This window comes from Paludicola sp. MB14-C6, assembly GCF_030908625.1.
Classification (GTDB): Bacteria; Bacillota; Clostridia; order Oscillospirales; family Ruminococcaceae; genus Paludihabitans.
The window spans coordinates 2,424,080-2,448,482 of record NZ_CP133133.1; the positions used below are offsets into that span (position 1 = coordinate 2,424,080).

18 protein-coding genes are annotated in these 24,403 nt (G+C 34.5%); 12 read left to right on the top strand and 6 right to left on the bottom strand.

From position 1 onward, the window contains the following. Positions 1-44: 44 nt before the first annotated feature. The 6 genes from RBG61_RS11575 to addA all read left to right on the top strand — a co-directional run bounded on the left by RBG61_RS11575 (position 45) and on the right by addA (position 10,916). Positions 45-1,184: a DUF362 domain-containing protein gene (locus RBG61_RS11575; protein ID WP_307943644.1), complete on the top strand. Its 1,140-nt coding sequence runs from the start codon at positions 45-47 to the stop codon at positions 1,182-1,184. Between the two features lie 18 nt (positions 1,185-1,202). Continuing rightward, positions 1,203-2,042: a CAP domain-containing protein gene (locus RBG61_RS11580; protein ID WP_307943647.1), complete on the top strand. Its 840-nt coding sequence runs from the start codon at positions 1,203-1,205 to the stop codon at positions 2,040-2,042. Positions 2,043-2,165: 123 nt separating this feature from the next. After that, positions 2,166-3,056 (top strand): 4-(cytidine 5'-diphospho)-2-C-methyl-D-erythritol kinase, encoded by an 891-nt coding sequence (ispE, locus tag RBG61_RS11585; protein ID WP_307943649.1) that lies wholly within the window; start codon positions 2,166-2,168, stop codon positions 3,054-3,056. Between the two features lie 96 nt (positions 3,057-3,152). Further along, on the top strand, positions 3,153-3,878 hold the full coding sequence (locus tag RBG61_RS11590) for a stage II sporulation protein R (RefSeq protein ID WP_307943650.1): 726 nt from the start codon (positions 3,153-3,155) through the stop codon (positions 3,876-3,878). Positions 3,879-4,027: 149 nt separating this feature from the next. After that, positions 4,028-7,378, top strand: a complete 3,351-nt coding sequence (locus RBG61_RS11595) for a PD-(D/E)XK nuclease family protein (protein WP_307943653.1) — start codon at positions 4,028-4,030, stop codon at positions 7,376-7,378. Next, positions 7,371-10,916: a helicase-exonuclease AddAB subunit AddA gene (gene addA, locus RBG61_RS11600; protein WP_307943656.1), complete on the top strand. Its 3,546-nt coding sequence runs from the start codon at positions 7,371-7,373 to the stop codon at positions 10,914-10,916. Before RBG61_RS11595 ends, addA begins: the two co-directional genes overlap by 8 nt. Before the next feature lie 87 nt (positions 10,917-11,003). On the opposite strand, the gene RBG61_RS11605 is transcribed toward addA, so the two are convergent. Beyond that, entirely contained in the window at positions 11,004-11,447 is a 444-nt protein-coding gene (locus RBG61_RS11605) for an HIT family protein (protein ID WP_307943659.1), read from the bottom strand. Positions 11,448-11,628: 181 nt separating this feature from the next. Between RBG61_RS11605 and RBG61_RS11610 the strand changes: the two genes are divergently transcribed. Beyond that, the gene (locus tag RBG61_RS11610) at positions 11,629-12,372 is read left to right on the top strand and encodes an N-acetylmuramoyl-L-alanine amidase (RefSeq protein ID WP_307943662.1); all 744 of its coding nucleotides are present in this window, start codon (positions 11,629-11,631) and stop codon (positions 12,370-12,372) included. A 99-nt stretch (positions 12,373-12,471) separates the two neighbouring features. On the opposite strand, the gene RBG61_RS11615 is transcribed toward RBG61_RS11610, so the two are convergent. From RBG61_RS11615 to RBG61_RS11630, 4 genes are read right to left on the bottom strand one after another with little or no spacing between them, the layout of a single operon-like run. After that, positions 12,472-13,368, bottom strand: coding sequence for a sugar phosphate nucleotidyltransferase (locus RBG61_RS11615; protein WP_307943665.1), 897 nt, complete (start codon positions 13,366-13,368; stop codon positions 12,472-12,474). Then, positions 13,368-14,957 carry an ABC transporter permease subunit gene (locus RBG61_RS11620; protein ID WP_307943667.1) on the bottom strand — a complete coding sequence of 530 codons (1,590 nt, stop codon included), beginning with the start codon at positions 14,955-14,957 and terminating at the stop codon, positions 13,368-13,370. Before RBG61_RS11620 ends, RBG61_RS11615 begins: the two co-directional genes overlap by 1 nt. After that, positions 14,950-15,717, bottom strand: coding sequence for an ABC transporter ATP-binding protein (locus RBG61_RS11625; protein WP_307943668.1), 768 nt, complete (start codon positions 15,715-15,717; stop codon positions 14,950-14,952). The genes RBG61_RS11620 and RBG61_RS11625 overlap by 8 nt, the downstream gene beginning before the upstream one ends. Before the next feature lies 1 nt (position 15,718). Next, positions 15,719-16,696, bottom strand: a complete 978-nt coding sequence (locus RBG61_RS11630) for an extracellular solute-binding protein (protein ID WP_307943670.1) — start codon at positions 16,694-16,696, stop codon at positions 15,719-15,721. A 297-nt stretch (positions 16,697-16,993) separates the two neighbouring features. Here RBG61_RS11630 and RBG61_RS11635 point away from each other — a divergent pair, with 297 nt between their 5' ends. Next, a complete protein-coding gene (locus tag RBG61_RS11635) occupies positions 16,994-18,043 on the top strand; it encodes a sulfotransferase (RefSeq protein WP_307943672.1) in 1,050 nt (349 codons plus the stop codon). 17 nt (positions 18,044-18,060) lie between these two features. Continuing rightward, positions 18,061-18,780 (top strand): WecB/TagA/CpsF family glycosyltransferase, encoded by a 720-nt coding sequence (locus RBG61_RS11640; protein ID WP_307943675.1) that lies wholly within the window; start codon positions 18,061-18,063, stop codon positions 18,778-18,780. Between the two features lie 179 nt (positions 18,781-18,959). Here the strand turns inward: RBG61_RS11640 and RBG61_RS11645 are convergent, their stop codons facing one another. After that, positions 18,960-19,826, bottom strand: a complete 867-nt coding sequence (locus RBG61_RS11645) for an AraC family transcriptional regulator (protein WP_307943677.1) — start codon at positions 19,824-19,826, stop codon at positions 18,960-18,962. Positions 19,827-19,935: 109 nt separating this feature from the next. On the opposite strand from RBG61_RS11645, the gene RBG61_RS11650 reads away from it, so the two are divergent. The 3 genes from RBG61_RS11650 (at position 19,936) to RBG61_RS11660 (ending at position 23,933) form a co-directional block, all read left to right on the top strand. Continuing rightward, positions 19,936-20,625 (top strand): class II aldolase/adducin family protein, encoded by a 690-nt coding sequence (locus RBG61_RS11650; RefSeq protein WP_307943680.1) that lies wholly within the window; start codon positions 19,936-19,938, stop codon positions 20,623-20,625. 99 nt (positions 20,626-20,724) lie between these two features. Continuing rightward, a complete protein-coding gene (locus RBG61_RS11655) occupies positions 20,725-22,146 on the top strand; it encodes a rhamnulokinase (protein ID WP_307943682.1) in 1,422 nt (473 codons plus the stop codon). A 2-nt stretch (positions 22,147-22,148) separates the two neighbouring features. Continuing rightward, positions 22,149-23,933 carry an L-fucose isomerase gene (locus RBG61_RS11660; RefSeq protein WP_307943685.1) on the top strand — a complete coding sequence of 595 codons (1,785 nt, stop codon included), beginning with the start codon at positions 22,149-22,151 and terminating at the stop codon, positions 23,931-23,933. The last annotated feature ends 470 nt before the right edge of the window (positions 23,934-24,403 follow it).

The window sequence follows — 24,403 nt, forward strand, 5'->3', positions numbered from 1 at the left end:
GTCCTAATTTACTGTTATTATCAATTAGAAATGAGGTCTTAGCGATGCAAAAGGTTAGCATAACTAAAACACTTACATATAATCAAGAGGAAGTAACACTAAGTATACGTCGTCATTTTGAGCTGCTGAAATTAAAAGAATTCCTTCAACCGAATATGCGTGTGCTATTAAAGCCAAATCTTCTAATGAAGCGGAAGCCTGAAGAAATTACAACGACTCATCCTGCAGTAATTGCAGGAATTATTGTATGCTTAAAGGAATTGGGAGTTACCGATATAACATTGGCAGATAGCCCAGGTGGACCATATACCAAACAAGCTTTATCAGGAATTTACGAAGTATCGGGTATGAAGAAGTTAGCACAAGAATATGATATTAAACTAAATTATGATTTTGGTTCTTTTGAATGTAAGGTTGAAAATGGAGTTATGGTGCAAAATTTTACGTTAATTAACCCGATTCAGAATGCTGACTTTATCATTGACATTGCAAAGCTGAAAACGCATTGCATGACAACGTTGAGTGGTGGAGTAAAAAACTTGTTTGGTACAGTTCCGGGATTGATGAAACCTGAATTTCATTTTCGTTTTCCCGATAAAGATGATTTTACTAATATGTTAATCGACCTTTGTGAAACGGTAAAACCGAATGTAACCTTTGTGGATGCCATTATCTCTATGGAAGGGGATGGCCCTTCTGGCGGAACACCAAGAGAAACAGGTCTGATTTTAGCGTCAAAAAGCCCTTATAACCTTGATGTATGTTTATGTAAAGTCATCAACGTAGAGTTGGATACTGTTCCAACCGTATATCAAGCGATAAAACGTGGATTGTGTGTTGATAATATCAATAAGCTTGATTTAGTTGGTGATGAAATTTTTACAGTAGAAGATTACAAGATGCCAAATGTAAAAGGTGTAGACTTTATGAATAATATTTCACCATTTTGGAGAAAAGTTTGTACTCCTTTTGCTAAGACATTTTTGGTATCAAAACCCGTTATTCAAAAACGTAAATGTGTTGGATGCGGAAAATGCGCAGAGAGTTGCCCTGCTCAGGTAATCGAAATTGTTAATCGGAAAGCAAATATCAACTATAAAGAATGTATTAAATGTTTTTGCTGCCACGAAATGTGTCCAATTAAAGTAATCGATATTAAAAGATTTAAGTTATTTGACTTTTAAATAGGGGATTGACAGAATATGAAAAAGATTATTTGTTTATTTCTTTTAACCGCATTACTTCTCACGAGTTGTGGTAAAGAACAAACAAAAACTAATAGCAATACATCAAGTGAAAATAAATCAAGCAATACTACTTCAAGTAAAGTTGTATCAAGTGAAAATGTTTCAAGTAGTGTTTCATCCACAGCAAATAAAGAAACATCTAGCACATCATCAAAATCTACTGGCACTACATCAAAGCCAAGCACTACTTCTAAACCTAATTCAAGTGGTGGTACATCAACAAAATCTAAACCACCTACAAGCAGTACGGTAACACCACCGCCAACTAGCAGTACAGTAGAGCCACCTAAACAATTAGTTGTTCCTAACACTAGTCAAATTGCAGTAATCGAAAATGAGATTGCAAGGTTAGTAAATAATTATCGTTCATCTTTAGGACTAGCACCATACACTATTGATCCACTTATGACAAAAGGTGCAAGAATTAGAGCAAATGAATGTAGCACTAAAGGAAACTTTAGTCATACAAGACCAAACGGAAGTAGATGGAGTACCATTTATGATGAAGTCAGTTTTGTAGGTGGCGGTATCGGTGCTGAAAATTTAACAGGTTTTAGTAATCACGTTGTAGGACAGAATTATTTTAATAGTACAACCACAGAATTGAAAGCTGTTGCTAAAGAAATGTTTGACGGATGGAAAGCTTCACCCGACCATAATAAATCTATGATACATTCTATATACAATTCAATGGGTGTAGGAGTGTATGCTATAAAAAGACCTATGACAAACGGTGAAATGGCTGTTAATTTTTATGGTATTCAGTTATTTTCAAATTATATATTTTTAAATTAGACATTAAAAGAGAGTGACAGAATGAATAGATTTACATTTTTTACTTGCACTAAAAAGTCTAATATAATAGACAATAACATTCATTTTTGATATACTAAGAAAAAAGAATTTAAGGAGTATCATATGGGAAAACAATTGCAAGTTCAAGCACCTGCAAAAATAAATTTATCGCTTGATATTGTGGGCTTACGGGAAGATGGGTATCATTTAATGGAAATGGTAATGCAATCCGTAAGTTTAAGTGATACAATTACAATAGAAGAAACAGCGGAAAAAGGGATTTTTCTATCATCTAATATTCCTTATATTCCAAACGATCAACGCAACATTGCCTATAAAGCAGCAACTGCTTTTTATAACCATACCAAGATCGAGTATCAAGGTGTGTCAATTCAACTGCATAAACGTATTCCATCAGGAGCAGGTCTAGGCGGAGGCAGCGCAGACGGAGCAGCAGTTTTAGTTGGCTTAAATGAGCTTTATCAAACCAAATTGTCTATGGATGAGCTGATTGCGATTGGGCAAAAAGTTGGAGCAGATATTCCATTTTGCTTAGTCGGCGGAACTTGCTTTGTTGAAGGAATTGGCGAGAAAATAACTCCGCTTCATAATATGCCTTCATGTTATATTGTAATTGCAAAGCCATATAAATCAATTAACACAAAGCTTGCATTTACTGCATATGACAATGCAACAGATATTCATCATCCGAATACACAAGCTTTGTTACAAGGTATTGAGCAAAAGGATTTAGCAAAAATTTCTTCTGAAATTTGCAATGTATTCGAGCAAACAATTCAGTTGAAAGAGATTACGAAAATCAAACAGACTATGAAAAAATACGGAGTAATGAACGCAATGATGACGGGTAGTGGTTCGGCTGTATTCGGAATTTTTACCGATGAATCCCAAGCTTATAAATGTGTTGGAAAATTAAAACGCCAGCGATTTTTTGCTTATTTAACCAAGCCGATTTCACATGGTGTACAATGCACGCCTCAAACAACAGATTAAAATATCGATTAATTATAAATATTAGTAAATATTTGAATAATATATGGAATTAGTCCAATACTCTTATCAACAATAAAGAGTAAAGGACTAATTTTTATGATGAAAAAGCAAACAAAAATCAATATAGCAATTATAATTGGACTTTTAATAGCAATCTTGGTTTCACCGTTTAGTGCTTTTGCAAAAGAATGTAATACAGTGCGTAATAGTGTATTACGTTTACACATTTTAGCGAACTCAAATTCTCAAGCTGACCAACAGCTAAAGCTTGCAGTACGAGATAAAATATTAGAATTAGATACAAACCTCTTTGATCAAGCGAAAAATCTATCCGATGCTAAAATAGCTGCCGAAGAAAATTTAGAGCTGATTCAAAAAACAGCACAAAGTGTGGTATATGAAAAAGGTTATACTTATCATGTAAAAGCAAGTGTAGTCAAAATGTTTTTCAATACTCGTGAATATAGCACATTTACTCTTCCTGCAGGTCAATATCATGCAGTAAGAGTTACTATAGGAGAAGCAAAGGGCGATAACTGGTGGTGCGTATTATATCCACCGTTATGTGTTCCGGCAGCAACTTCAAAAGAAAAAATGGAAGAGACATTTACCAAAGAAGAGCTTAATTTCTTAAAAAACAACTCAAAATATGAAGTGCGGTTTGCTTCTGTTGAGCTTTTTGAAAGAATAAAAGAAAAAATAGAAAAGAGTTTTCCGAAAGAACAAAAACAATCTACGCAATCAAGAATCAATTCCGATTATGAAATCAAATTTGCATCCGTAGATTTGTTTCAAAAGATAAAGAAACAATTATTTGACTAAAAAAATGCAATACTGTAAAATGGACTTAAGCCAATATGGCTTAAGTCCGTTTTTATGGACGGATATTTTGATAAAATCAGTATAAAGAGTATAACGAATAAATAATATAAAATCAGCCATTGTGAAAACAGAAGGGATGGATTATAAAGATGCTGCAATTTATACTAGGTGCAAGCGGAACTGGAAAAACAACTCTTGTTCATGAAATGATCCAACAACTAAGCGAAAATGAAAAAAATAAAATTATGTTAATCGTTCCCGAGCAATTTACCTATGAAACGGAAAAAAGCTTATTTCAACGTTTAGGGCCAAATCAGTTTATGCGTGTTCATGTAACAAGCTTTACTCGGTTTGCAAGCGAGGTATTCAAGCTATATGGTGGCTGTGCAGGTGAATATGCATCAGATCCTGCTAAAACAATTTTGATGGACATTGCAATCAATGAAGTAAAGGACGAGCTTGAAATCTATCAAAAGGCTGCAAGAAGCAAAACCTTTGCAAACACAATGATAGATACTGTAACAGAGCTTAAAAATGCAGGAGTTACTCCAAACACGTTAGTCGATACTTCAAAACAACTCGAAAGCAACCATTTAAGCCAAAAAGCAAAAGAAATCGCCTTATTATACAGTGCATACGATGCTTTACTATATACTACATATCTTGATCCGCTTGATGATATTACAAGAGCAACAAAGAAATTACAAGGAACAAATTTTTTTGATGGTTATACCGTTTTCTTTGATGAGTTTAAGGGATTTACTGCAAATGAATATGATTTAATTAAAATGATATTTGCAACCGCAAAAAATACTTATGTTTCCCTATGTTTAGAATTAATTCGAGCCAACGATAGTGATATTAGTGTATTCCAAAGTGTGAAAGAAACTTATGAAAAATTAAAACGGTTTTGCAGTGAAGGAAATGTAACAATAAAACCATCTATTCAGATGCAAGAACAAAAGCGTTTTCAAAATGAAGTTCTGACTCATTTAGAACAAAACTTATTCAGCCCTGTTATTCATCAGTATAACGGAACAGAAAATGCAATTCAGGCTACTCTTTGTAAGAACGAATATGATGAGGTGGATTATACGATCGCATCTATTGCTGAATTGGTGCAAGAAAAAGGCTATCGATATAATGATATTGTAATAATCTCGCGTGATTTAGAAGGCTATATGTCTATTTTACAAGTAGCACTTGGTAAAGCCCAAATACCATATTATACGGATTCATTATCTAAAATAACAACGAAGCCATTAACTCGTTTTGTTGCTAACGCATTCAGTTGTATTGTAAATCATTATAAAAGTGAAGATATATTATCGCTACTGAAATGTGGATTAACCGAATATAGCGTTGAAGAAATAGCTGAGCTTGAAAATTATATATATGTATGGGGAATTAAGGGTAAACAATGGTTTGCACCATTTACAGCGAATCCAAGAGGCTATAAAGAAAGCTTTTTAGACGAAGACACCGAATGCTTAGAGCGGGTTAATAAGCTGCGAGAGTTTGTAATAGGTCATATTACAAAGCTAGAACAAGCAACGAAACATGCAACTGGAAAACAAATCAGTATGGCACTAATCGCTTTTTTACTGGATATGAAAGTGAAAGAGAATACAGAGCGGTTGATAACGAGCCTTTCTTTGCAAGAGAATTTAGCAGAAGAGTATGCTCGTATTTGGGATATTTTAATGGAGCTTATTAATACAATGGCTGTTACCATTGCGGAAACAATAGTAACGCCAAAACGTTATGAGCAGCTTTATTCTTTATTATGTGAATCTTATAATCTTGGCTCATTGCCACAATCATTGGATTGCGTAATAATTGGTAGTGCTGATCGCATTCGTATAACGGATAAGAAAGCAGTATTTGTTCTTGGCGTGAATGAAAACGTATTTCCACTTGTGCCAAGTACAGGTGGAGTATTTACCGATAAAGAGCGTGAACAACTGATTGCGTTATCAATTGAAATTGCACCACCAGCAAAAAAACGTGTATTAGAAGAACGCTTTATTGCTTATAAAACGTTGACATCACCAACAAAAGTGCTTTATCTTACTGCAAGAAAATCAGATATTGCGGGAAAGAGTATGACGCCATCTGTAATTTTCACACAATTAAAAAAGATGTTTCAAGAAGAATTGATTCAAGATACAGAAGATTTTAACGGGCTATTTTACTGCAAATCGAAATGGGACGCATTTGGCTATCTTGCTAAAAATATCTCTGAAGATACTGAGCTTACGGCGTCTATTGCTGAGGTATTAAAAAAAGATGAGTTGTATGCGCAAAAGCTTGACTCATTAGATAAAGTCTATGAGAAAAAGCCATATCGTATTACCAATCATAAAAATGCCAAAGAACTTTTTGGCGAAAAGATGAGCATTTCTCCAACTCGTGTCGAGGGATTTTATCAATGTAAATTCAAGTATTTTTGTGAGCATGGGTTGCGAATTCAACCATTAAGAAAAGCAGAGCTGAATCCAATGGAAACAGGAACGTTAATTCATAGCGTTTTATACAATATTACAAAACAAGTGGATTTAAAAGAACATTTTGATGAAAAGCAAATTAAAAAGATGATAAAAGAAGAGTTGGATTTATATATTGAGCAGGTTATGGGCGGAGCTGACGATAAATCAAAGCGTTTTATATATTTATATAACAGAATGCGATTATCCATCTTTAAAATTATCGAACGATTGCATTTAGAATTGGTGCAAAGCCGCTTTTCCCCATGTGATTTTGAATATGAAATCACAAATGAAAGTGATATCACTCCTTTGGAATTAGTAAGTCAAGATGGAACAAGAATTAGCGTTGCAGGAAAAATTGATAGAATAGATAGCTATATCAATAAAAAAGGCGAAAAGTATATTCGTATCATCGATTATAAATCCGGCAAAAAAGTGTTTAAGCTAAACGATGTATTATTTGGACTGAATTTTCAAATGCTAATCTATCTTTTTTGCATTTATCAAAACGGTAAAGGCAAATATGAAAATAGTTTGCCTGCAGGTATATTATACATGCCGGCAAGTGAACAAACACCATCGCTTGCTCGTGATGCAACAGAGGTTGATACTGAAAAAGCGCAGCTGGAGCATTACCGCATGAACGGACTGTTGTTGCAAGATGAAGAAGTTTTAAATGCGATGGAAGAGGATTATAAAGGCGTATTTATCCCTGTTTCTACCAAAAAAGACGGCAGCTTTACAACGGCTAGTTTCAACGCATTGGTAACGTTAAAAGAATTGGGTAACGTAAATAAGTATATCAGCAAACTGATTACGAATATGGCAGACGAATTGCATTTAGGTAATATTGAAGCTGTTCCAATTGAAAATACCTGTGATTATTGCAATTATTCAGGTGTTTGTGGAGTGCGCCCTTCTGACGCTAAAAGAGAATATATTAAATATGATAGACAAGCAGTATTAGACCAAATGCAAAAACAAGCTGGAGAGGGGGAGCAAGATGAGTAAGATGGAATTTACGAAAAATCAGCAAAGCTGTATTGATGTTAGTGGCGGTAATATATTGGTATCTGCGGCCGCAGGAAGCGGAAAAACCGCAGTTTTAACAGAACGTGTTATTAAGCTATTGACTCGGGAAAATCCAATTAGTGCAGATCGATTGGTAATCGTTACATTTACCGTTTTAGCAGCGGATGAAATGCGCCAACGAATTCAATCAAAGCTAAGCGAACTAATCGAAAACGATCCTACTAATAAAGCGTTGCAAAACCAACAGCTTTTAATTGCAAATGCAAAAATTAGTACTATTCATTCCTTGTGTTCCGGCTTGATTCGTGATAACTTTCAAAAGCTAGGGTTATCGGGCGATTTCCGCATTGCTGATGAAACCGAGCTTACCATTATCAAAAATGACTCAGTCAATGAAATATTCGAAGTATTATATGATACTGATGATAAAGATTTTTTGCATTTAATTGAATTTACTTGTACCAAAGATGATAAAAAGCTGGTTGAGTTAATTCTCTCAATTTACGATTTTATTCGCTCATTTGCGTTTCCAAAGAAGTTTTTAGAAGATACGCTTGTTATGTATCAAAATGCAAACTCAATTAAAGAGAGCGTATGGTATCAAAGTATTTCAAAGCACATAGTAGATGCGTTAAATAGTAGTGTTATGGTATTAACCGATGCACTAGACCAAATTGAAACAGATGAAAAGATTAAAGATTGTTATTATCAATGTTTTGCTTATGATAAAGAGCAACTGCAAAATATTATCGAATGTTTACAACAAGGTGATTGGGACGAAGCAATTACACATGTAAACAATTTTGATAAAATGAAGTTAAAAGCTGTTCGTGGATATGAGGACAAAGACTTTTTAGAAACATTAAAAGGAAAACGAGCCTCTGCACAAAAAACGTTGGAATCAGTTGCAAAACACTATTTGTGCTGCAGTGAATTAGAATTCAAGGAAGATATTGCAATTCTATTGCCGCAGCTACATACATTATTTTCTTTGGTTAATCAGGTCTACGATAAAATTGAAGAGAAAAAGCAAGAGCATGGAATTATCGATTATGCTGATTTAGAGCATTACACTGTTCAACTTCTTGTTCATCGAACCGAAACAGGCTACGAGAAAACCGAAATAGCAAAAGAACTATCTACTAATATAGATGAAATTATGATTGATGAATGTCAAGACATTAACGAAGTACAAAACTTGATTTTTAAAGTGTTATCGCAAGATGAGCAAAATATTTTTATGGTAGGGGATGTAAAACAAAGTGTTTATCGTTTCCGTAAGGCAATGCCTAAGCTGTTCATAGATAAAAAAAATGTATTTCCTAAATATAATCAAGAAACACATCAAATAGATGCTCAAGCACTCATAACATTAGAAAGTAACTTCCGCAGCCGCAGTGAGGTTTGTAATGCAGTAAACTTTATTTTTTCTCAAATTATGAGCGAGAACATGGGCGAAATCAATTATAACGAAGAAGAAAGTCTTATTCCTGCTGCGACATATGAGCCATATGAAGCGGCTTGTCCTGAAGTGCATATTATTAACTATGCAAAAGAAGATGATCGAGAAAAGGCAGTTGTGGAAGCACATTATATCGGTAATATGATTCAACGGATGATAGAAGAAGGCTATCAGGTTCAGGGTATAAAGGGTATGCGTAATTGTACCTATCGTGATTTTGCAATTTTACTACGTGCCAAAAAAGACAAAGGCAGTATCTTTGCAAATGAATTGAATGCAATGGATATTCCTTGTTTTTCCGATTCTACAGAAGGATATTTTAATGAATATGAAATTATGGTAACATTGAATTTGCTGAAAGTAATCGATAACCCATTGTTAGATGTCAGCTTGCTATCCGTTTTGATGTCACCAATGTTTCATTTTAGTGCAGATAATATAACCCAAATACGATTAACTGCTAAAAATGTACCGCTTTATATTGCCGTTACAAGATGTGCAAAACACGGTGATTTACAATGTCAGGAGTTTATCGATATCCTTGCAACGCTAAGGCAAAAAGCCGCTACTATAAAAGTGAATGAAATTATACAAGAAATCTATGACCAAACGGATTTTCTTTCTTTGTGCTATGCAATGGGAAATGGGGAACAAAAGGACGCAAACTTACGTTTGTTGTTAACTTATGCAAAGCAATATGAAGCAATCGGAACGAGTGGATTATCAGGCTTTCTTCGATATATTGAGCGAGTAATCGAAAATAAACAAGATTTTTCTTGTGCCAATACGATTTCCCAAAATGCAAATACCGTAAAAATAATCAGTATCCACTCTTCAAAAGGGTTGGAATTTCCTATTTGTATTTTGGCGGATTGCGGTAAGAAGTTCAATAAGATGGATTTGAATAAAAGTTATCAATTTAACTCTCAGCTTGGGTTTGGCATGAAAATAACAGATCAAGAAAAGCTAAAATGTTATACGAATATTCCGTATGAAGCAATCCGATTGCAAACCGAAAAAGAAACTATTTCCGAGGAAATGCGTGTGTTATACGTTGCGCTTACTCGTGCGAAAGAAAAACTCATAATGGTTATGACAATGGAAAAGGCATATGATAAATTAGCACGAATTGCGGCATCATTACCAATAAAATCAAAGCTTTCGCCTTATGATGTATATAGTGCAACCAGCTATGCCGATTGGATTTTATCGGCTACGCTTCGACATGAAAGTCTATTCGATATCCGAAAAGAAATCAATGTTACAGATGTTCCTATTTTAGCAAGCAATTTTAAGATGAGAGGGTTCTTAGTTGATACAACTGAGAAAGATGCTGTGAGTGCGGTTGTTGAAAAAGAACATATAGCAAAGCCAAATGAAGCAATTATTGAGAAACTGAATCAAACGTTCACATTTGAATATCCGTATCAGGTATTGACTGAAATTCCTGCTAAGCTAACCGTAACGCAAATTGCAAAACAACAAAGAGAAACTGAAATTACGCTCAAAGCACAGCCATCTTTTTTACAAAAGCAGGGAATCACTCCTGCAATGCGAGGAACGATATTGCATAGTTTCATGCAATTTGCAGATTACAACAATGCCAAAACCGATTTACATTCTGAACTCAATCGGTTAGTACAACAGCAATTTTTAACCCAAGAACAAGTTGATGCGTTGAATATCCCCAAAATCGAATCTTTTTTGAATTCAGATTTGTTTCTGCGTATGAATCAAGCGAAAAAGGTAGTAAGGGAGTATAAGTTTTTGCATTTTATTCAAGCTTCAGAAATGGATAATTCTCTGCCAAAGGCTTATCAACACCAACAAATTTTGATGCAAGGTATTGCAGACTGCTTGCTGTTTGAAGAGGACGGGATTGTACTTGTCGATTATAAAACAGACTATACAAATGATGAAAACGTGTTAGTAGAACGTTATTATGATCAGTTACGTATTTATAAGCAAGCAGTAGAAAGTGCATTCCATCAATCGGTAAAACAATGCTTGTTATATTCTTTGCATTTAGAAAAAGAAATTGAAATCAATTGTTAATAAAGAATCTTGTAATAATATCCGTAAAAAAACAGTCAAACACCAGCCAAAAATATTTTTGGCTGGTGTTGCTATGCATGGGAAGGACTATTTTCTTAGCAATCTTTCAATTTCATTTTTTATTTTAATTTTTAGCTCTTCTCTCATATCGTCACTAGGTCTTGTGGTTTCATCAAATAAGATATTATCCGGTAATTGATAAACAGAACTCACAATTGGAGTATCGCCTTTTATTCTTGGGTATAGGTGCCAATGAATATGGGGACAACCATTACCAAGCAACTCATAGTTTAATTTATCAGGTTTAAAAATATTGCAAATTGCTTCTCCAACTACAGTCATTTCTTCAAGATGCTTAACTTTAAAGTCATGCTCCAAATTATGCAGTTCGGGACCATGCTGCTTACAATTAAACACAGTATATCCCTTGAATCTCTGATACCATCCTAAAATTACATATCCGGTTTCAAGTTCCATGATATAGTGAGGATCATCCTTAATGTATTTCTGCTTTTCACACATTTTGCACATAATAAAAAGACCCTCTTTCTTATATTTCAATACCTTTTCTTATATTCTATAACAATTTCTATCCTTTCACAAGCAACAATATGTATACCTTTTAAATAGCTTAGTTTTGCATATTACTGCACACATTAAAGTATTTTTGAGTAATATATAACATAGCTTATAATGAAATAGGAGGGACATCATGCCTAGAGTTTACATCAGTCCATCAACACAAGAATTTAATGACTTTGTGAATGGTGGAACAGAAGAATATTGGATGAATAGAATAGCCGATAAGTTAACTCCATACTTACGTTCCAGCGGTATAGAATACACAAGAAATACTCCTGAAATGACTGCAGCATCTTCCTTGCGACAAGCAAATCAAGGATATTATGATTTATACGTTGCCATTCATTCTAACGCTGCTCCGGAAGAAAGTGCGGGACAATATAGAGGAACCGATGTCTATTATGCACCAAATAGCCCAAGTGGCAAATGGTTTGCTTCCATTGTAGCAGATAATTTTAAAAATATTTATCCTATTCCGGAAAAGGTTCGTATTTTATCAACAACTTATTTAGGGGAAGTAACGAAAACAAAGGCACCAGCTTCATTGATTGAAGTTGCTTATCATGATAATGTGGAAGATGCTAACTGGATAAAGGGTAATATTGATGAGATTGCAAGAGAAATTGCTTTATCTATTGCAGAATATTTCGGACTTCCATTAGTAGATCCACAACCAAAGCAATACGGAAAAGTTCGGACTAGTGGGGGTAACTTAAATATCAGAAGTAAGCCGTCTACAAGTGCAGCTGTTTTAGCAACAGCCTATAACGGTGCACCCATTACTGTTTTAGGCCAATACAACGATTGGTATGTGGTGAATTATCAAGGTATAACCGGATATGCAAATGCAAACTTTATTGATTTGTATGAATAAATTATGTAGTAAAGCAGCGCATCGTTGTAAAATATACTTTAAACGGTTCCAATAAAGAAAAGTGGCAGCATATTGCTACCACTTTTCTCTATTGGATTATTATTTACCTTGCTTGTAAATAGGATCAATTTTTTTCAAATCGCTATAGGAATCAATTTCAATAATATCATCAAAGGTACATTCACGAACAAATATATTGTATTCTTTCAAATAATATTCTAAAGGAACTTGATCCCAATATCGCTCTTTACCACCTGGCATAGCATATACTTTTTCAATATGGTTAGCAAGCTTCGCACCGTCGTTTTCATTCCAATATGAAATACCATACATATGGTAACAATCTGTTCCGCCGACTTTCAATTCAGATATGTATCCATTACGAACAATGAAGCACCAGTCATCTGTAACAGGAACAGGTACACCCAAATAGTTAGATGAATATTGATATTTAGTAATAAGGCTTTCGTTATATAAAACTAAATCAGCTTCAAATACGTAAGCATTGCTTAGTAGATGGCGAACACATAGAGCAGAAGAAATATTATTTGCCTCGTTATATAGAGGATTATCAATGAATTTAATATTAGGATATTTATATAGAAGTTGATCGAATTGTTCTTTCAAATAACCTCTTACAATATAGATTTCTTCGATTCCAGCTTTTACAACTGCATCTAAAATTGTATCTATCATACGTCTTCCGTTTACACGAACTAAAGGCTTTGGCGTATTTAATGTAATAGGGACTAGTCGTGAACCAAAACCTGCAGCAATAAACACAGCTCGTTTTACACGATGTGGTTCTAATGCGGCTAATCCTTCAGGAGTAATTTCATTTTTGTTGATATAGCCTAGCTCTTGTAATTGTGCAATTACTTTATTCGTAGTGCCAAGTGAAGAGTTAATTGCTTCTGCAATCTCTCTTTGAGTTACAATAGCTTTATTTTGCTCTAAGAAAGTTAGTATGTCAAATTGCTTTTTTGTTAGTTCCATTATATTCCCTCTTTTGCTATAATTCCTCGTTTTAATAGATAAATTACGCCTTTAACTACGATGTTAATAATCAATATTAGCAATGATACAAATGCAGAGCATTCTAATAGCATTTGTGCTTCAAATTGAGTAATCAACAAGGAAATCGGCATATTCTTAACGGTGCTTAAAAATGAAACCGCTGAAATGGTAATCATTGAATTTACAAAAAAATAAGATATCATTTCTAACAAGGTGGTTTTCATTTGTGGAACAAATACGTCTTTTATCATATAAAATCGATTGATGCCCAAAGTCGTTCCTACAGATTCAAGATTTTCATTTAACTTATTAAAAGAGTTATATGCTAATAAGTATGGAGAGGCAAAAAAGTGGATGATATTAACGAAAATTAAAATTGCGATTGTTCCATATATAAATGAGCTTTTAAAGAATAGTGCATAAGATAAACCCAATACAATACCCGGTACAGCCAGTGAAGTGATTGTAATAAGATGTATCAATTTAGATGATTTCGAGTGAATTCTCGCAGTAATATAAGCCGTAATATATGTTATTATAACACCAACAGCACAAACAAGTAAAGCGATAATTACAGAATTCACAAGATATTGAGTTCCGCTCATATTAAATGTTTGCAAAATGTTGTCAATTGTTATGGATAAATCCACAGGATATTTTTTAACAAATGTTAACAAAATGAAAGCTATAATAGGCAATAAAACAAATACAATTGAGATACTGTTTATGACGTAAGCAAATGCATCACGAACTTTATTTGTTGTAATTCTTGCTGCTTTCACAACATAGGACATATTACTTTTATCAGAATTTAAAATATCGATTAAAAAGGCAACAATAGCAGGAACCATTAAGATTGCGCCGATTACGCTTCCTTTTCCAAAGTCTAAAAGTCCAATAACTTCTTGATACATCAATACAGGTAATGTAGTAAATTTGCCCCCAACCATAAGAGGAACACCGTAATCAGTAATGATAAGTGAAAAAACAGCAAAAACGATAGAGATTAACGGTTTTCGTAAATAGGGTAAGGTAATAGATAAAAATTGTTTTGATTTTGAAATTCCCAATACATCTGCCGCTTCATAAGCAGTGCAATCTTCATAAGCTAGTACATCATATAGCATTAAAAATGCAACCGGAAATGAATACATAATACTACCGATTACAATTCCCCAAAAACCGTAGATGTTAGAGGTTAAATGAAGTGAATTCGTCAAAACTCCATTTTTGCCAAAAAGCATAACAAGACCCATACCATGCGAAATTGATGGTATTAACATGGGAAATGTAAACAAAACACAGAAAGCGCCTTTAAGTTTAATATTTGTTTTCGCAATAGACCAAGCGAGCAGTCCTGCAAAGCTTACAGAGAGAATGGTTGCCGTTGTTGCAACCAAAAGTGAGTTAATCGCTGATTTACCAAACTGTGGGGAAGTTAAAACTTGTCCGATATTTTCTTTTGACATATTAAAAAACATGGTTATGATCGGGATTACTAACCCAACAGCAAGAAAAACACCGATTAAAAGTTTTAATGTGTTGATTTTAAAATTATGTTTATTCATAGTTGTACTCCATAAATTTGTTTAATGATTTAATTTTTTTAGTTAAATTATCAATTACAAATTTCTCAACATATTCGTTGGCAGGGTTATGAATAATGTTGATTGGAGTATCAATTTGCTCAATTCTTGCTTTTTCCATAACCATAATTCGGTCAGACATAGCAAAAGCTTCTTCTTGGTCATGGGTTATGTAAACCATTGTTGTTCCAAATTGTTCTTGAATATTTTTAATTTCGTCTCTTAAAACAAGTCGATTTTCAACATCAAGCGCAGACATTGGCTCATCAAATAGAATAATTTCAGGATTTAAAGCTAAAGTTCTTGCAATGGCAACTCTTTGCTGTTGACCACCCGATAATTTATGAGGTTTTTTATGAATATGGTCGATTAGACCAACTTGCTCAATAACCTGCATTGCTTTTTTGGTTGCAGTAGGTTTTGTATTTTTGTTCAGTTTTAATGCATATTCAACGTTTTGTAGAACAGTCATATTTTGAAATAAGGCATAGTTTTGAAAAACAATACCCATCCCTCTTTGAGAGGGATGGAATTTGGTAATGTCAACGCCATCTTTTAATACAGAACCGTTCGTTGGTTCTAATAGACCGATTAAAATTCTTAATATTGTAGTTTTACCACATCCTGAAGGACCAAGTATAGATAAAAATTCACCATCTTCAACATCAAAGCTGATATTGTCAAGAACGGTTTTACCATTAAATTCTTTATTTAGGTTGCGTATTTGTAATTTTGAACTCATGTTAATACTTCCATTTCGCTAATAATCTGTCTTTTTCTTTTAAATCTCTAATTCCGTCCATATTGGAGTATTTAATTTCTTTAGGATAGTTCTCAACTTTAATAGTTTGTCCTTCAAAAATTTGTTCCGGAGAATATTTATCTTTATCTTCATTAATGAGTGTAGAATATAGATAGTTAAATACATCTTTCGTTGCTTGCTTATTTTGTTTTCCTTCAATAATACCAAATCCGGTTGTAGTATATGGAAGTCCTTCACTAAACTGAATCAATTCTAAATTGACGCCGTCGTTTATTTCTTTTACTGCTTGAAGTGTTAAGCCTAAGCCAATGCCGATTTCACCGGAAACGAGTAGCTTAACAGGTCCGGAGCCTGATGAAGTAAATTGAAGAACGTTTTTTGATAAAGAATCAAAATATTGGAATGCTTTTTCTTCGCCCATTGCGTTAACAATAGATTTTAAAAAGATATATCCTGTTCCGGAAGCCTTTGGATTTGGCATAGCAATTAAATCTTTGTATTTTGGATCTAATAAATCATTGTAGCTTTTAGGAACAGGTAAGCCCTTTTCTTGCAAAACTTTTTTGTTTATAACAATAGTACCGCTATAACGTTCCCAAATTGCATATTTGTCACTGCTGATTTTCATTTCATTAATGTATTTTGCGTTATCGTAAGAATCAAGTTTCGCAAAATTATCACTTAGCAGTTCCATATAGCCGCTTTCAAGTCCTAAAACGATATCACATTCAGTGCTTTTACCTTCACTCTTTAGCTTTGCAGCGTTATTACCTGTAGATTGATATTGTAAAGCAATATCATATTTAGGAAATTGTTCTTTTAATCTTTTTAGTATATATTCATTTCTAAAATCTTCTGCACTCGAATAGATAACAACCTTATTGTTTTTGTTACCTGAGCAGGCAGTAAAGGATAAAATGCAAGTTAGTATAAGTAAAATTGATAGTATTTTTTTCATGTCAAATAATTCTCCTTTGTTCAATTTATTTCATTTTAATAAAAAAAATGAACAAAGTCAATAGCAAAAAGATTGTTTTTTATACAAATTATGTTTTCTAATGAACCATATTTATCAAAAATACTGTTCAATTATAATGGTTTTGGGGAATACGTTTATGAAAGTGAAAATTGATAGCCCATCATTGATATCTATTTAAAAAAGTGATATAATGATTCTAATTGAAAATAATGATACATAATAAAGATAATTTAAATTACTTCAAAGAGAATTAACTTCTAAGAAGGGAAATCACAAATGAAAAATAATATAATTGTACCTGTTGGATATATGGGGTCAGGATCTTCTGCTATAACACATTTAGTATCTGAATTTAAAGGATATGAAGCCAAAGCAGGTATCTTTGAGTTCGTTTTTTTGCATTGCCCAAACGGGCTTTTTGATTTAGAAGACAAGCTCTTGGTGGGAAATACAACATTAAGAAGTGATGAAGCACTGCATAGCTTTTATAATACGATGAAGATGCTATATGATAAAAAGTATTGGTGGGTAGGTCATTATAAAGAAATAATCGGTGAAGATTTTTGGCCTGTAACACAAAACTTCATTGAAAGTTTAATTCAATGTAAACCGGATTATTTTTGGTATCCGCAAGAAAATGTGAACACTAGAATGTTTTTTAAGCTGATTTTGAACAAACTTGTTTCTATAGCTACGTTTAAAAAAATTCATCTAAAAAAGCCATTACTATATCCGGAGATTTGGCTTTCTTATGTAAAACCAGATGAGTTTTATGAAAAAGCAAAAGCTTATTTGAATCAAATATTTGATATGCTGGGTGTAGAGAAAAATCATATCATATTGGATCAATTATTACTACCGCAAAATATGCATAGAATTGATCATTATTTTGATTCTAATCTAAAAGCTTTTGTTGTTCAAAGAGATCCAAGAGATGTTTTTATTATCAACAAATATATTTGGCCGGCTCAAAATGAAATTGTTCCGTTCTCAACAGAAGTTGAAGATTTTTGTAGACAATATCGTTTAATGAGAGAGGCGGAACGAAGGACAGATAGTAAGAAAGTAATTTATTTAAAATTTGAAGATTTAGTTTATAATTATGATGAGTCTATAAAAGCAATTTTGAATTTTTTGGATTTATCGCCAGCAGATCATATTCGTAAAAAAGAGAAGTTTAAGCCCGAGATTTCTATTAACAATACGCAATTGTTCCGTGCGAATCCTTCTTATAAAAGAGAAGCTGAAATTATCGAAAATATGTTACCAGAGTATTTGTATTGTTTTCCATATGAGAACCATGTAAATACCGAAACTATTTTTTAATAGTAATAGGAGATAATATGAAAAAGTATTTGGAAAAAGTGTTTGGTAAAACTCAAAAGGAGTTTTTTGAGTTGGTGGAATCTAATATAAAACGAGATAAGAAAATGTTCATTATCACTGCTAATCCTGAGACATTGATGATTGGTGTTAATTCTCCTGATTTTAATCAGGTTTTGCTTGAAGATGATGTAACAATTACTCCGGATGGTATTGGTGTAGTTAAAGCGTTATCTATGTTAAACATGGATGTAGAAGAGCGTATTACAGGTGTTGATATTGCGAGGCATTTGTTAGACGTTGGAAATCAAAATCAGAAATCTATATATTTATATGGAGCAAAGCCTGAGGTGCTGGATGCTTTTGTTGCTAAAATAAAAAATGAATACGCTGATTTAGTAGTGCTTGGAGCAAAAGACGGATATCATAATGTGGATGATGATGTCTTTTTAGATATTGTTGAAAAGAAACCTGATATTGTGCTGATCGCATTGGGAATTCCAAGACAGGAATTATTGATTCATAAGTACTATAATCAAATGGAAAAAGGTATCTTTGTTGGTGTAGGTGGTACATTTGACGTTTTGAGCGGCACTAAAAAAAGAGCACCGAAATTTTTTATTAAAATGAATTTAGAATGGCTGTATCGTATTGCAAAGGAACCCAAACGGTTTAATCGATTTTATAAAAGTAATATACAATTTATGAAATTAGTAAATAGATTAAAGCGAGAAGGGTAAAAAACAAAATATAATAAAACTAGTTTGAAATAGAAAAATAATCTAGAATATGTGTTTTCAAGAAGCCAGCGTCAAAACGACGCTGGCTCAAATTTTATTATGGGGGCCAAAATTCAAAAACTAAACCACCACCGGCTTTAGCTGGTAATGGTTCTGATATGTATTTAATTTACAAATAGTTAAAAATCTATGGCTCTCCTTCTTACCTTGCGGTATGCGTTAGGCGTAATATTTTTATAGCGTTTAAATGTTTTTATGAAATAGCTTAGCTCGTTAAATCCACAGCTTAAGGCAATTTCTGTAACATTATCAAAGGTGGAGCACAGCAGCTCTGCCGCACATTCAATGCGATAATAGTTTAAATAATCTATTGGAGTATGCCCTGTAACCTGATGAAAAACACGACAAAAATATTTTGGTGCCATGTTTGCTTCAAGGGCTAAATCATCGAGCGTAAGTGGTAGAAAATAGTCATTGCGTATTCTTCGTAAAACATTTTTCATCTGCGATGCACGCTTTTCGGTTTTTAGACTTGCATCTGTAACTTGTTTGTATAATTTTTGCTGTATAACAATACCTATAAATTCAAACAAAAGACCTGTTGTTATAAATTCGTAACCATCTTGCTCTTTATCTATAGCTTCAAAAACAGCATCAATAATATTTGCACAGTAACTACCCTTTTCAAACTTATTTTGTATATTTGCGTTGTGCCCTAACACTAAGCTGAACTTTTGTCGGCAAATGATATTGTCCTGTAAAAAACGCTCCATATCAAACACTACACATTTATAAATGCAATTTTGGGGTATACCACCATGAATAACGCCTCCATTTATAAATGCACAGTCACCATTGGTGAGAACAATGCTTTCGCCGTCAAGCGATAGGGTTAAAACCCCATTAAGCACAAGCACAAATTCGCACTCAATATGCCAATGAAAAGGCATTTCATATCTTGGGTTTGCATAATCTACATAATAAAGTTCAATTGGAAAATCAAATGTTCCACGCACCTTTTCTTCATGACAGGCAAGATACTTCATTACACCCTCCAGAAAGTGAATATTGTTATATTATTTCTTATTATACAACTAGATAAGTGCAAAAAACAACAGTATAATATAATTTAGAATAAATTAAAGGAGCAAAATAATGGACATAAATTTAATCAAAGATCAAATATGCGATGTATGTCACAAAACATGGCAGCTTGGTTGGGTTGCTGCAAACGATGGCAACGTTTCTGCACGTTTGGATGACGGTACTTTTCTTGCAACTCCAACAGGAATGAGCAAGGCGTTTATCACTCCTGAAAAGCTTATAAGAATAGATGAGAAAGGGCAAATCTTAGAGGCTGCAGATGGATTGCGCCCTTCAAGTGAAATTAAAATGCATTTAAGATGCTACGAAAAACGTCCCGATGTGTGGAGTGTTATTCATGCACACCCTCCAGGAGCAACAGGCTTTGCGGTAGCACATAAGGCAATGGACATGTACAATATGATAGAGGATGTGGCTGTTATTGGCAGTGTTCCGCTCACTCCATACGGTACACCATCAACAATCGAAGTACCTAATTCCATTGAGCCTTATCTTGAAGATCATGATGTTATGTTGCTTGAAAATCATGGTGCACTTGCAGTTGGTAGTGACGTTATAACGGCATTTTACCGCATGGAGAGCTTGGAACTTTGGGCAAAAATTACAATCAATGCCATCATTTTGGGCGGTAGCCATGATATAAGTCGTGAAAATATTCAAAAGTTAATAGATTTGCGTGAATATTACGGAGTTACAGGCCGTCATCCAGGATATAAAAAGTATAATAAAGTAGAGGGATAGACCTATGCTATAAAATATAGTTTGGGTTTTATCATAGCAATTGTTGCAACAGGAGAAATAGCTATTTATGCAAATATTACTTAAAAAGGATGTTGTTAAATGAGCAAAACCACTGTGCTTGCATTTGATTTTGGCGCATCAAGCGGACGCGCAATAAAAGCTTGCTATGACGGCAAAACTTTAACATATCATGAAATACATAGGTTCGAGAATAATCCGTACTTTTATCAAGACCATTTTTGCTGGGATATTGATGAATTGATGCAAAACGTTTATACCGCAATAGAAAAAGCAGGAGAGTTTAACAGTGTTGGATTTGATACTTGGGGTGTTGATTATGGCTTGCTTGATAAAAATGGCAATCTTGTTAAACGCCCTGTTAGCTATCGTGACATACGCACAAGGGGCGTGGCTAAAAAGGCATTTGAAAAGATGTCCGCATACGATATTTATCGCAAAACAGGCAATCAAATTATGGACATGAATACGCTTTTTCAGCTTATAAGCGATGATTTAAGCGGTACAGAAAAAATACTTTTTATGCCTGATTTATTTAGCTATATGCTTTGCAAAAATGCAGTGTGTGAGCAAACAATAGCATCTACTTCACAGATGTTTAATCCAACAGATATGCATTGGCAGGATGAAGTGCTTAATACCTTTGGCATATCTCAAAATAAACTTTGCACTATTGTGCCAAGCGGTACGATAATTGGTGAATATAAAAATGCAAAGGTTATTGCGGTTGCTGGTCACGATACACAATGTGCTGTTGCGGCAATGCCATGCAAAAGTAAAAATGTAGCTTTTTTATCCTGCGGTACATGGAGCTTATTTGGCACCGAGCTTGACAGCCCCGTGCTTACAAAGCAAAGCTTTGATAACTGTTTATCCAATGAGATAGGAGCAAACAGTAAAATTAACTTTCTTAAGAACATTATTGGGCTTTGGCTTATACAAGAAAGTAGACGAGAATGGAAAAGGCAGGGGAAGGAGTATAGCTATGCAGAATTGGAAAAGCTAGCTTTAGAGGCACAGCCGCTGCAATGTTTTATTAACCCAGATGCTTCAGAGTTTGCAACTCCGGGTGACATACCTTCACGTGTCCAGAAATTTTGCGAAAAAACAGGGCAAAAAGTTCCCGATACCGTTGGCGAAATTATGCGTTGTATCTATGAAAGCCTTGCAATGAAGTATCGCTATGCACTTATGCAAATTACAAATATTACACAAAAAAACTTTACTATTTTACATGTGCTTGGCGGTGGAACAAAGGATAAGCTGCTTTGCCAGATGACTGCCAACAGCTGTAATATTACGGTTGAGGCAGGCCCTATTGAGGCAACAGCGCTTGGCAATATTATTATCCAGCTTGTGGCACTTGGTAAAATACCAAGTATAGATGAGGGTAGGCAAATTATTGCGAACACTGAACATATTATAAAATATTATCCTACACAAAGTGATGTGTGGGAAAAAGCATATAATAATTGTAAAAAATTTTTTAAGGAGGATTTATAACAATGCTTTATCCTAAAATTGGTATACGACCTGCTATTGACGGCAGGTGGGGCGGTGTTCGTGAGGCTCTTGAAGAACAAACAATGGCAATGGCTAAAAACGCAGCAAAACTTATCAGTGATACGTTGCATTATCCCGATGGCACGTCTGTGCAATGCGTAATAAGCGACACAACAATAGGAGGAGGTGCCGAGGCGGCTGCATGTGCAGATTTGTTTACAACCCAAAATGTTATTGCCACGCTTACAGTAACGCCTTGCTGGTGCTATGGCAGTGAAACCTTTGATATGGACAATAAAACCATAAAAGCAGTATGGGGCTTCAATGGCACTGAGCGTCCGGGCGCAGTTTATTTGGCGGCAGTATTGGCTGCACATGCTCAAAAGGGTTTGCCTGCTTTTTCAATTTATGGGCATGATGTTCAAGATGCAAACGATTTTAGTGTACCTAATGATGTAGCAGAAAAAATTATACGTTTTGCTCGTTGCGCAATTGCGGTAGGTTGGATGAAAAATAAAGCATATGTAAACATTGGTGGTGTTGCAATGGGTATTGCTGGTAGCTATTGCGATGCAAATATGTTCCAAAAATATTTTGGTATACGAGCTGAGTGGGTGGATATGACCGAAATTCTTCGCCGTATAACACTTGGTATTTATGACCCAATTGAATACGATAAAGCTTTTGCATGGGTAAAAGCAAACTGCAATGAGGGCTTTGATTGCAATAAAGGGAAAATATTGTCTGATGTTATTACAAAGTCAAAGGTTGTACCTGCTGATAAAGATTGGGAATTCATAACAAAGATGACGATTGTCATGCGGGATATTCTTTATGGGAACCCACGTCTTGCCGAACTTGGCTGGTACGAAGAAGCCCTTGGTAAGAATGCTATTGCTGGAGGTTTTCAAGGTCAGCGAATGTGGACAGACTGGTTGCCTAATGCCGATTTTACCGAGGCTATAATGGCATCAACTTTTGATTGGAATGGTACAAAAATGCCTACACCTTTTGCAACAGAAAACGACACAATGAACGGTGTTGCAATGATGCTTGGCACATTGGTTACAAACACAGCACCGTGTTTTCATGATGTGCGTACATATTGGAGTAGCGAGGCGTGCGAGCGTGTAACAGGTAAAAAACCCGATGGCGTTGCACAAAATGGGTTCATTCATTTAATAAACAGCGGTGCAACAGCGCTTGATGGTAGCGGTGCAGCTAAAAACGAAGCAGGTGAGGGCTGTATGAAACCATATTGGCAAATGACGGAAAAAGACGTAGATGCTTGCTTAAAAGCAACTGATTGGTGCCGTGCAAACTATGAGTATTTCCGTGGTGGCGGATTTTCAAGCCACTTTAAATGTACAGCAGAAATGCCAATAACAATGTTGCGTGTAAATATTGTAGAGGGTGTAGGCCCTGTTTTGCAGATTGCTGAGGGCTTTACAGCGAATTTGCCCGAGGAAATACATAACACAATTGATATGCGTACAGACCGTACATGGCCGACGACATGGTTCTGTCCACGCCTTACAGGTCATGGTGCATTTACAGATGTTTACAGCGTTATGGCAAATTGGGGTGCAAATCACAGTGTAACTGTTTATGGGCATGTTGGAGCAGATTTAATCACACTAGCAAGTATGCTACGTATACCTGTAACAATGCATAATGTGCCCGAGGATAAGGTCTATCGTCCACACTGTTGGTCGGCTTTTGGTACAGAAAACCCAGAGGCAGCAGATTATAAAGCATGTTTAGCCTATGGTGCATTGTATAAATAAAATTATGTAGTGAATAATTCGTTACCTATTATAGTGACTTCGACCAACTAAAATGAAGGTGATTGACCTGGATACTTTAAGCATAATTTTATCTGCAATTATTATTCCAATTTGTGTAATTACTATTTATTCTGTAATACAAAAATCCAACAGTAAGACAAGTAAAACAATGTCAGATGAGCATTTTGTTGTTTCTATTCCCCGAATGATTCTGGCCATCGGAATAGTTGGTATTTTAGTGTTTGTGGGGATAATACTTGGATTTACATGCTTTTCTAAAGAATTACCACACATAGTATTTTATATTGTTTTCGGGCTGCTCCTTTGGCTTAAACATATCTGGTTTTGAAGACGCTTAAATTCAGAGTAATTGTAAAAGGTAAAGACATAACGGTATACTCTATTTTTGTGAAACCTTTTACATTTACTTTTAGTGAAATTATTTCAGCTGTGCGCCAAGTTAAAAGAAA